This window comes from Glycomyces salinus, assembly GCF_016428645.1.
GTDB classification, from domain to species: Bacteria; Actinomycetota; Actinomycetes; order Mycobacteriales; family Micromonosporaceae; genus Glycomyces; species Glycomyces salinus.
In genome coordinates this window covers 1-9,183 of record NZ_JAELXW010000088.1, presented here as the reverse complement: position 1 = coordinate 9,183, position 9,183 = coordinate 1, and the positions used below count along the sequence as shown (strand labels likewise).

The 9,183-nt window shown below is 68.8% G+C and carries 11 protein-coding genes; 9 read left to right on the top strand and 2 right to left on the bottom strand.

Annotated features, from left to right (window positions below; translation table 11 throughout):
• The 7 genes from JFB92_RS19680 to JFB92_RS19650 all read left to right on the top strand — a co-directional run.
• The coding region (locus JFB92_RS19680; RefSeq protein WP_199042744.1) for a fibronectin type III domain-containing protein at positions 1 to 1,568 on the top strand (1,568 nt) is incomplete at its 5' end.
• A gap of 20 nt (positions 1,569 to 1,588) precedes the next feature.
• The gene (locus JFB92_RS19675; RefSeq protein WP_199042743.1) at positions 1,589 to 2,629 is read left to right on the top strand and encodes an AAA family ATPase; all 1,041 of its coding nucleotides are present in this window, start codon (positions 1,589 to 1,591) and stop codon (positions 2,627 to 2,629) included.
• Positions 2,626 to 3,834 (top strand): DUF58 domain-containing protein, encoded by a 1,209-nt coding sequence (locus JFB92_RS19670; RefSeq protein ID WP_199042742.1) that lies wholly within the window; start codon positions 2,626 to 2,628, stop codon positions 3,832 to 3,834. The genes JFB92_RS19675 and JFB92_RS19670 overlap by 4 nt, the downstream gene beginning before the upstream one ends.
• Positions 3,831 to 5,957, top strand: coding sequence for a transglutaminase TgpA family protein (locus JFB92_RS26705; RefSeq protein WP_199042741.1), 2,127 nt, complete (start codon positions 3,831 to 3,833; stop codon positions 5,955 to 5,957). The genes JFB92_RS19670 and JFB92_RS26705 overlap by 4 nt, the downstream gene beginning before the upstream one ends.
• Before the next feature lie 92 nt (positions 5,958 to 6,049).
• Positions 6,050 to 6,271: a DivIVA domain-containing protein gene (locus JFB92_RS19660; protein WP_199042745.1), complete on the top strand. Its 222-nt coding sequence runs from the start codon at positions 6,050 to 6,052 to the stop codon at positions 6,269 to 6,271.
• Positions 6,272 to 6,280: 9 nt separating this feature from the next.
• Positions 6,281 to 6,775, top strand: coding sequence for a hypothetical protein (locus JFB92_RS19655; protein ID WP_199042739.1), 495 nt, complete (start codon positions 6,281 to 6,283; stop codon positions 6,773 to 6,775).
• Between the two features lie 53 nt (positions 6,776 to 6,828).
• The gene (locus JFB92_RS19650) at positions 6,829 to 7,242 is read left to right on the top strand and encodes a hypothetical protein (protein ID WP_199042736.1); all 414 of its coding nucleotides are present in this window, start codon (positions 6,829 to 6,831) and stop codon (positions 7,240 to 7,242) included.
• A gap of 47 nt (positions 7,243 to 7,289) precedes the next feature.
• Here the strand turns inward: JFB92_RS19650 and JFB92_RS19645 are convergent, their stop codons facing one another.
• Positions 7,290 to 7,538 carry a DUF397 domain-containing protein gene (locus tag JFB92_RS19645; RefSeq protein ID WP_199042734.1) on the bottom strand — a complete coding sequence of 83 codons (249 nt, stop codon included), beginning with the start codon at positions 7,536 to 7,538 and terminating at the stop codon, positions 7,290 to 7,292.
• A complete protein-coding gene (locus JFB92_RS19640; protein ID WP_199042732.1) occupies positions 7,525 to 8,355 on the bottom strand; it encodes a helix-turn-helix domain-containing protein in 831 nt (276 codons plus the stop codon). Before JFB92_RS19640 ends, JFB92_RS19645 begins: the two co-directional genes overlap by 14 nt.
• A gap of 220 nt (positions 8,356 to 8,575) precedes the next feature.
• Between JFB92_RS19640 and JFB92_RS19635 the strand changes: the two genes are divergently transcribed.
• Positions 8,576 to 8,926, top strand: a complete 351-nt coding sequence (locus tag JFB92_RS19635; RefSeq protein ID WP_199042730.1) for a hypothetical protein — start codon at positions 8,576 to 8,578, stop codon at positions 8,924 to 8,926.
• 1 nt (position 8,927) lies between these two features.
• Entirely contained in the window at positions 8,928 to 9,167 is a 240-nt protein-coding gene (locus JFB92_RS19630) for a hypothetical protein (RefSeq protein ID WP_199042728.1), read from the top strand.
• Positions 9,168 to 9,183 lie beyond the last annotated feature (16 nt).

Here is a 9,183-nt window from a genome sequence, read left to right as displayed (position 1 = left end):
TGGTCGTCTCCTCCGACGGCACCGCCCAAATCGCCGAGAAGGACCGCGACGACATCCTCGGCGGCAACGCCCCGCCCGAGGACGACAACGACGAAGGCTCCGGCGATGACGACGAGGGCGACGGCGACGAAGACGGCGGCGAGGAGATCGGCCCGCCCGGCGCCGTGACCAACCTCGTCGGCGCCGCCGGCGACGGCAAGGTCACCCTGTCCTGGGACGCCGCCCCGAACAACGGCTCGGCGCTCACCAAGTACGTGATCGAAGGCGCCGGAGACTCTTGGGAGATCTCCCCCAGCCAACGCGTGCTGGAGATCGGCGACCTCGACAACGGCGAGTCGTACAACTTCACCGTGACCGCCCACAACTCCGAGGGCGCGGGCGACACGGCCACTTCACCGTCCGTCGTCCCCTCGGCCGACGTGCCCGGCGTGGTCGAGAACGTCGAGGCCACCGCCAACCCGGACGGCACCGTCGAGGTCGCCTGGGACGAGGCCGACGGCGAGGGCAACGACGTCACCGGCTACCGGGTCGAAGCGGTATCCGGAGAGGGTGACCGGACCGTAGTGGGCCAAGCGGACGGCACCGAACTGGTGACCGCCGACGGCGATCTGAACTACGGCGTCCACTACTCGTTCTCGGTCACCACGCTGGCCGGAGACGCGGCCGCCGAGCCCTCGGAGCCGTCGGACTCGGTGACGCCGTTCAACGTCCCCGACGCGCCGACGAATCTGCTGGCCGAGTCGTCGTCCTCGGCCGCCGGGACCATCGACGTCACCTGGAACCAGCCGGCCTCCAACGGCCGCAAGATCGAGAAGTACATCGTCAGCGCCGGAGACCAGACCAAGGAGGTCACTGAGACCTCGGCCAGCATGGAGGGCTTCGGCAACAACGAGAACGTGGCGGTCACCGTCGTCGCGGTCAACGAGGCGGGCGAGTCCGATCCGGCCAGCACCACCTCGAACACCATGTCCAAGCCGACCGTGCAGGTTCAGAACCACTCCTCGACGGCCAAGTCGATCACGTTGAACCTGACCTACGACGACGGTGGCGGCGAGGTCACCTGCGACCTGCTGCGCGACGGCGCGGTCAAGGTCAACAACGGCTCCTGCGACAGCCTCACCGAAGGCGGCCTGCGCGCCTCGACCGAGCACATCTACCAGGTCCGGATCACCAACGCCGCCGGCAACTCGAAGACCTCCAACTACAAGGCATCGACCAAGGCCGTCAAGGTCACGGTGCATTTTGAATGCGACGACCCCGCCGGAGACCCGTACTGCGACGGCACGGACTCCGACCGGATCTCGATCAGAAAGGGCGCCAGCCACGACACCGCCGAGGTCGGGGCCACCGGCCCGGGGAAGACCTTCAACGCCTCCTGCTATACGACCGGCGACAAAATCAGCCCGAGAGGCAACGACGGTCAGGGTGTCTTCCGTGACTACCACAAGAACAAGAACGACTCGAATATCTGGGTGCTGGTGCCGGGCCAGGGGGGCTACATCCCGTTCGTATGGCTGAGAGTGGACGGGGCCGGAGTCAACGGCACCGGCGACCTTCCGAAGTGTTAGCGCAAGCGGGGGAAACAAGAATGCAGGACACCGAGCAGACCCATCCGTTGCAGGTGCCGCGGCAGCAGGTGCAGCAGCAACCGCAGCAGCCGGTCGCGCTCAACGCCGGGCAGGCCGAGGCGTTCGCCGCCACGTTCGAGCGCCTCGCCGCCGCGGTGGACACCGTCGTGCTCGGCAAGCCCGAAGTGGTGCGCCTGGCGCTGACGGCCATGTTCGCCGAGGGCCACATCCTCCTCGAGGACGTGCCCGGCACCGGGAAGACCACCATGGCCCGCGCGATCGCCGCGGCGGTTTCGGGCGTGTGGCGGCGCATCCAGTTCACCCCGGACCTGCTCCCGTCCGACGTCTCCGGCGTCACCATCTTCAACCAGTCCTCCGGCGGATTCGAGTTCCACCCCGGGCCGGTCTTCGCCAACATCGTCATCGCCGACGAGATCAACCGGGCCAGCCCCAAGACCCAGTCGGCGCTCCTCGAAGTCATGGAGGAGGGCCGGGTGACCGTCGACGGGCACCCGCACCAGGTCCCGTCCCCGTTCGTCGTCGTCGCGACCCAGAACCCGGTCGAGATGGACGGCACCTACCGTCTCCCCGAGGCCCAGCTCGACCGGTTCCTGGTGAAGCTGTCGGTCGGCTACCCGGTCGAGGCCGCCGAGATCGAGGTCCTTCGCGGCACCCACCAGCGCTCGCCCGAGCAGATCCCGCCGGTGATCGACACCGGCACCGTCGCGCAGATGGCCGAGCTCGCCAAGCAGGTCTACATCGCCGACCCGCTCTACGCCTACCTGGTGCAGCTGGCCGCGGCGACCCGGAACCACCCGCAGGTCGCGGTCGGGGTCAGCCCGCGCGGGCTGATCGCCCTGACGCGCGCCGCCTCGGTGTTCGCGCTCTCCCAGGGCCGCACCTATGTCATTCCCGAGGACGTCAAGGCCCTCGCCGAACCGGTTTTCGCCCACCGCGTCCAGCTCGCGCCCGACGCGGCGATGCGCGGCGCCAGCAGTGCGGGGATCGTGACCGAGGTGTTCGAACAGGTCCCCGTTCCACTGCCCGCCTCTGCGGCATGAGACGGCTCGAAGCGCTCCGGGCGGTCCCAGTGACAGCCCGGGGAGTCGGGCTGGCCGCGGGGGCGCTCGCGCTCGGCCTGGCCGGATGGCGCTGGGGCTACCCCGAACTGGTCGCGGTCGGCGCCGCCGCCGCGCTCGCCTGCGTCGCCGCGGTCTCGGTCATCGCCGCCAAACCGAACCTGGAGGTCGAGCGCGAGGTCGCCCCCGACCGGGTCTCGGCCGGGGAGGAGGCCGAGGTGGTCCTAGACGTGCGCAACGCCGGGAAGTGGCGGTCGGTCAGCGCCCGCGCCGTGGACGTCTACGGCGGCGGCACCCACCAGACCCGCCGCGTCGCCGTCCCTCTGGCGCGGCTGCGCCCGGGCAAGTCGACCCGCGCCGGCTACTCGATCCCCACCGAGCGGCGCGGCGTGATCGACGTGGGCCCCCTGGGGATCGGCAAGCGCGACATCCTCGGCCTGGCCGCCACCGCCGGATCGTTCGGGCCGGTCTCGCGGCTGTGGGTCCACCCGCGCCTGTGGACCCTCGCCCGCACCCCCGACGGCCTGGCCCGCTCCCTCGAAGGCACCGCCGACAAGGTCGAGCAGGGCTCGCTGACCTTCCATTCGCTGCGCGAGTACGTGATCGGCGACGAACTGCGCCACGTCCACTGGCGCACCTCGGCCCGAATCGGGCAGCTCATGGTCAAAGAGCACGTCGACACCTCCCTGCCGACGGTCGCCATCGCCCTCGACGACCGCACCGACGCTTGGCAAAATCACGGCTCGCAAGCTTCGCCGAGGGGGCCTGATCCCGACTCGTTCGAGGCCGGCTGCGAGGCCGCCTACTCGGTCCTGACCGCCTGCTTCCGCGCCGAATACCACGCCGCGCTGGTCACCGCCTCCGGCAGCGCCATCAGCGGCGCCGGACGCGACATCTACGGCGACACCCTCGCCGAACTGGCCTGCGACGCCACCGACTCGCTCGACGAGTTCATCGCCAGGCTCCAGAACGGCCGCTTCGGGGACACGCTGGTGTGGATCACCGGGACCGAGCCGCCCACGCCGCGCCTGGCCGCCCTCAAGCGCGCCTACCCGGTCGTCATCGCCGTGCACCTCCAGCCGGACTTGCCGACCTCGGCCGCGCTCCAGGGCGGCCTGCCGTTCCTGCGCGCCGCCGACGGCGAGCAGTTCGCCGCCGCCTGGGACGGGGGAGGAGTCAACCTGTGAGGGTGAGCCGCTACCGGGTGCGCGTGGCCGTCGTCGCCGTGTGCCTGACCGGCCTCTCGGGCCTGGCCGGGTCCGTGGCCGGCCGCGTCTACCACGGCCTGACGCTGACCGGCCTGGTCGTCGGGGCCGCACTGCTGGCGTTCGCGATCGGGCTCGGGCTGCGCAACCGACCGTCCTGGCTGGCCGGGACGGCCTCGGTGTGGGGTCTGGCCGCCTACCTGTTCGGCTCGTTCTACCTCACCGCCGACGGCACGCAGCCGCTACCGCAGATGCTCCTGGACGCGGTCGTCAACGCCGTCCCGCGCACCCTGACCGCGCTGATCCCAATCGAGGCCGCCCCCGACACGGTCGGCGTCCCGGTCTTCCTCACCTGGATCGCCTCCGGCCTGGCCTGCGAGTTCGCCATCCGCTACGGCCGCACGCTCCTCGGCTGCCTGCCGCCGACGCTCCTCTACGCCGCCGGGCTCTACCTGGTCGGCCCGAACGCGGGACCGGCGGTGTGGACGACCGTCTCGTTCTGCCTCCTGGCCGGGTGCGCGCTCGCGGTGACCTCCGCGCCGCCGTCGAAGCGGCCCGACCGCGACGCCCGGGTCGAGGGCGGGGCGCCCAAGCGCAGCGCGACCGTGCTGGGCTCGATCGTCGGCGCGGCGGTCCTCCTGGTCGCCGTGGTCGGTCTCGCGCCCCTGGCCACCGGCCTGGTCGGCTCCAGTCCCGACGACCCGCGCGAACTGGTCGAGCCCCCGGAGCTCAACGAGATCGACATCAACCCCCTGGCGCGCATCGCCCAATGGGCGAAGAACCCCGACCAGGAGCTGTTCCGGGCCACGATCGACGGCGACGCGGTGATGCGCCTGGCCGTCCTCACCGAGTACAACGGCGTCACCTGGCAGGCCGGAGGCGACTTCCGCACCGCCGGGTCGGTCCTGCCCGGCTCGGGCACCGGCGACTTCAACGCCGAGGTCGAGATCATCGAGTTGGGCGGCAAACTCGTCCCGGCCGTCGCCGACCCGGCCACCGTCGAGAACCTGCAGGTCGCGGTCAACCTCGAGACCCGGTGCCTGCTCACCCCCGACAGCCTGGCGACCGGCGACTCCTTCACCGTCGGCTCCGACCCGGTCGCGGTCGACCCCGAATCGGCCGCGAACGCCCGCCCCGACCTGTCGGTGGACGGCACTGCCATGCTCCCGACCGGCACCCCGGAGATCTTCACCACGATCGCCGAGTACATCCAGGCCACCTACGACACCCCTTACGAGCGGGCCCAGGGCCTGGCCGACTTCCTGGGGACGCACTACGCCTTCGACCCCGAGGCAGGCTCCGGACACGACTACAAGACCCTGGAGTACTTCCTCCAGGCCCCCGTGGAGGCGGGCGGCCAGCGCGGCACCAGCGAGCACTTCTCGGCCGCCTATGCCCTCATAGCGCGCCTGATCGGCCTGCCGACCCGGGTCGTGGTCGGCTTCGGAGTCCCCGGCGGGGAGTCGACGGTGACCGCCGCGCAGGGATCGGCCTGGCCCGAGGTCAATTTCCAGGACGTCGGCTGGGTGCCCTTCGACCCGATGCCCGCCGAAGGGGTCGACCCGACCCCGCCCGACGACACGCTCGAAGAGATCGAGGAGACCGAGACGCCCAGCGAGGACCCGTCCGGCGGCGAAGGCGCCGAGGACTTCAACGACCCGGCCCTGGAGGACGAGGACGGCGACTTCGACGCCTCCGACGGCTCGGAGGAAGACGCCGTCCCGGCGTGGGCGTGGTGCGCCGCCGCGGCGGTCGCGCTGTCGCTGATCCCGCTGGGCCTCAAGGTCCGCAGGAGGACGCGGCAGCGAAGACGCCTGAACAAGGGCTCCCCGGCCGAGCGCGTGGCCGGAGCCTGGGCCGAGGTCCTGGCCGCCGCCGCGCGCGCCGGGGTCAAGGTCGGTCCGCACGTCAACGCCGAGGAGGCGGCCGCGCGCGTCGCGGTGCTGGAGGCGGGCATCGACGGCCTGCCGCGCTTGGTCAACCAGGCCGCGTTCGCGCCGGGCTCGGTGGCCGAGGCCGACGCCGACGAGGCGGGACGCCTCGCGCTGGAGTTTGTGAAGCGGTCTCGGTCCAGTGTCAAGCGGTGGAGGAGAGTCCTGATGTGATCTGTGTCCGTTACATCGGAATTGTGAGCAGCCGGTGACGGAGGGGGCAGGCCGGTCTCTGCCTGTGGGGATGACCTGGCAGACTGTAACGCATGGAGAACCCCTTCTTCTCTGTCCGATTCCGCGGATATGACCGATCGCAAGTCGACAGGGCGGTCGCCCGCATTCGCAAGGCCATGGAGGTCGGCACGCCCCCGCACCCCGACTCGCTGACCAATCTCGGCTTCCAGATGACGATGCGCGGCTATGACGTGAGGGAAGTCGACGACTATTTTGACGACATCGCGAGATCGCTTCGCCATGGAAGCGGCTAACCTGGCGGTGTGAGCGCTCAGGAACCGTACCGGCCCCAGATGCAGCCTCCGCCTCAGCAGGGCTGGCAGCAACCCGCCTACGGCCAGCACCCCTACCCGCCCCAGCAGATGCCGCCCGGATACCAGTACGCGGTCCAGTGGCCCATGTTCGCGGCCCCCGCGCCCGCCATGGTCGACGGCTTCATGCTGCTCCAGCCCCGGCTGAAGCCGATCCCCTCGGGTCCGGCGATCGGGTCGCTGGTGGCCGGGATCGGCGGCACCATCGCTGCGGTGCCCGGGCTGATCTCGGCGGCGTTCAACCCGTGGGCCGGGCTGACGTTCTTCATGCTGTCGGCGCTGCTCGGGGTCGGCTCGATCATGCTGGGCTCCTATGCTCGGCGCCAGATCGGGGCCGCCGGAGGGGGCGTCTCGGGGCGCGGGGTGGCTCTGTCGGGGCTGATCCTGGGGATCATCGCGACCTCGATGGCGGGCCTGACCGGTCTGATCACCCTGGTGGCGATTTGAGCTAGTGCGGGGCAGCGAATACTCGCAATAAGGGCGAATCATATGATGTCGGCATGACCACCAGTCAGCGAGGCGAGCCGGTGGGCCGCCTGACCTTCACCTACCTTCCGAGCGGCCTGGGACAGAAGTCCGACTTCGAGTTCGAGTGGGGCGGCGTCAAGTTCACCCAGCGGGTCTGGGAGTCCCAGGTCGAAGAGGGCGTGTGGCGAGTGGACCTCCAGGTCCAGGTCATGCGCGGCGAGGTCTTCTCCGATAAGAAGTCGATGCGCGAGTTCCTGATCCGCTACCACGAGAAGGACGACGGCTGGCTGACGGCGCCGTTCGGCGACGACGGCTTCGCCGGAGACCGAGAGATAGTCCTGTTGATCGAACCCGGCCTCGCCGCCGAGGTGAAGGACCCGTTCGGCCGGCAGGACCGCACCGATCTGGAACACATAGCCACCGGCCTGCGCCTCCTCGAACGCTGAACGGCCCCCGCCGAGGCGGAGGCCGATCGGGTTGGTCGGTCGAGGGCTCAGCGCCCTTCATGCGTGAGGAGCGCGGCCCACTCAGCGGGGGAGACATTGAGAACCGGGGAGTCCGCCCCGAGCTTGGTGTCCCGCACCTGGATAATGTGGTTGTGGGCGCGCACCTCGACACAAGCCCCGCCCTGTCCACCGCTGCGGGACGACTTCTTCCACTCGTTGGACAGGAAGCGCGCTTCGACGCACTGGCCCCCGGTGTTGCCGCTGCGGGAGGACTTCTTCCAGTCACTTGTCAGCATCTGATGCTCTCCAGTCTTCTAGGCCCAACACCATAGGGACGGTAGTTGAGAAGAGACTACGACACCAGTCAACCTTCTTCCTGTCTGCCTCGTATTGGGCACCCAGGAGATTCTCCAGGTAGACCACGTCGGGATCCTTTGCATTGTCGAACGACATGATCGTGTAAGACCAGCCCGTAGACGGGGTGGTCTTGCCTGTTGGTGCGATGAAGATGTCGACCCCTTCTTGGCGGTTTCGGTGCCGGAGGTGTTCGATCTGGTCTTCGTAGAAGTCGGCCCCTCTGAATCTCGTCAGCGATACCTCGGACATAACCACCCTGAGCCTGGGAGCTTTGCTCTGCCTGTTGAAGAAGGCTTCAGCTCGTTGCGCGCGGAAACCAACCGCTGCTCGGCGATCGTCGCTGGTGAGGTTCGGGTTGGTGGACAGGACTGCCTCGGCGTAACCGGGGACCTGAAGAAGTCCGGTCACATAGGTGTCCTCGTGTATGTCGAGACTTACGGCCAGCAGTTCGATCTGAGTGAATCGAGCGAACCCGTTGGGCGCCGACTCTTGCCAGCTAGCCGGATTTCCCTGGCGAATCCACTTCGTTTTTGCCCGTGCGTCGTCGATGACAGCCTGCGGTGCCTCGTACTGCCCCAGCCAGTCGGCCACGACTGCCGGTTCTGGGTACTGGAGAGTTCCGCTCTCGTAGCTGTTGAGGATCTTCTTCGAGGTTCCGAGGAACCAGACGGCTTCTTCCTTGGTGAGCCCCTTCTTCTCCCGGTACTTGATGAGGGTCCGGCCGATCTCCCGCTGGAGGAACTTTTCACTCGACATCCCTCCATGGTGACAAGTAGTTATGACATTACAGAAGGTCAACTCAGCGGCGACATTCGGCCGGTCGGAATCCGGCTGCCGAATTCGGCCGCCCAATACCGGCGGTCGGTTATGGAGAGCCCCATCGCGCCGCCGATAGAGATCATTGTGTCGTGCCTTGACCTGCGCTTACGTTGTGTTCAGCTAGCGGTGCACATTCCATTTCGGGAGGAGAACCGACATGACCGATCACGGTCGACGCCGATCACCGAACACACCGGCAGCGCGACCCGCCGCGCCGGGCGCGGCAATTCAGAACCGGGGAGACTTCAGCGACGGAGTTCGCTCCTTCACCGTCCGCGCCTCAGGCATCCCGGCCCCGGACTCGTTCCAGGTCTGCGCGAACCGCAACCCCGCCGAGGTGGTCCTGGTGATCTCCGGTCTCAACACCGGTGAACTCCGCGCCACTTGGGGGCCGCAGTGGCGCACCGCCTCCGAGGGCTGGCGAGACTGGTTCGAGGCGACCGCGTTCATGGTCTTCTACAACGGTCGGCGCCCCGACTTCCGAAGGGTGCGTGTGTGCGATGGGTGATATGACCGACGCCTATCTGGGCGAGTTCACCCGTGGCCCGGCCGTCTTCGTGGTCTTCCGGTTCGACGACGAGTCCTATCGGGTCGAATGCAGCGACGGGAACGGTCCGTCCCCGGTCTGCCGACTCGCCGACGACCCCAATGTCCCGGTGGCCTGGCACGGCGCGTGGAACGGCGACCGTTGGTGCAAGTGGATAGAGGCCGAGGCCCGCAAGGTCGTCGCCGACCCCGAATCCGGATAACCGGCCACCGGGCGGA

Excerpts from the sequence above, each read along its gene's own strand:
- JFB92_RS19675 (WP_199042743.1), top strand. The coding sequence starts at position 1,589 with ATGCAGGACACCGAGCAGACCCATCCGTTGCAGGTGCCGCGGCAGCAG.
- JFB92_RS19670 (WP_199042742.1), top strand. The coding sequence starts at position 2,626 with ATGAGACGGCTCGAAGCGCTCCGGGCGGTCCCAGTGACAGCCCGGGGA.
- JFB92_RS19660 (WP_199042745.1), top strand. The coding sequence starts at position 6,050 with ATGGAGAACCCCTTCTTCTCTGTCCGATTCCGCGGATATGACCGATCG.
- JFB92_RS19650 (WP_199042736.1), top strand. The coding sequence starts at position 6,829 with ATGACCACCAGTCAGCGAGGCGAGCCGGTGGGCCGCCTGACCTTCACC.
- JFB92_RS19645 (WP_199042734.1), bottom strand. The coding sequence starts at position 7,538 with ATGCTGACAAGTGACTGGAAGAAGTCCTCCCGCAGCGGCAACACCGGG.
- JFB92_RS19640 (WP_199042732.1), bottom strand. The coding sequence starts at position 8,355 with ATGTCGAGTGAAAAGTTCCTCCAGCGGGAGATCGGCCGGACCCTCATC.
- JFB92_RS19635 (WP_199042730.1), top strand. The coding sequence starts at position 8,576 with ATGACCGATCACGGTCGACGCCGATCACCGAACACACCGGCAGCGCGA.
- JFB92_RS19630 (WP_199042728.1), top strand. The coding sequence starts at position 8,928 with ATGACCGACGCCTATCTGGGCGAGTTCACCCGTGGCCCGGCCGTCTTC.